Origin of the sequence: Nitrosospira sp. NpAV (assembly GCF_000832065.1) — a bacterium.
Classification (GTDB): Bacteria; Pseudomonadota; Gammaproteobacteria; order Burkholderiales; family Nitrosomonadaceae; genus Nitrosospira.
The window spans coordinates 1-254 of the sequence record NZ_JXQM01000209.1 but is presented as its reverse complement, the minus strand read 5'-3'; the positions used below and the strand labels follow the sequence as shown (position 1 = coordinate 254).

The 254-nt window shown below is 45.7% G+C and carries 1 protein-coding gene; it reads left to right on the top strand.

Annotated features, from left to right (window positions below; translation table 11 throughout):
- Nucleotides 1-103: 103 nt before the first annotated feature.
- On the top strand, nt 104-254 hold a 151-nt coding region (locus SQ11_RS17050; RefSeq protein WP_368730369.1), incomplete at its 3' end, for an NADPH-dependent 7-cyano-7-deazaguanine reductase.

The window sequence follows — 254 nt, the reverse complement described above, 5'->3', positions numbered from 1 at the left end:
GATTTAAAGCCAGCGAGCTTGATTTTCTTTAGGCGCATGGCATGGATTTAAGCGATAATAAAACCAAATTTGAAAGACGCAACGCTAACACAGAGACAGCAAGATGCCTAGCCAACCGAGTCGAGAACTTGAAACCTTTCCCAACCCCTTCCCGGAACGAGACTATACCATTCGGATCAAAATTCCAGAGTTTACCTGTTTATGTCCGAAAACGGGCCAGCCGGACTTTGCTACCTTGCATCTGGAATATGTCC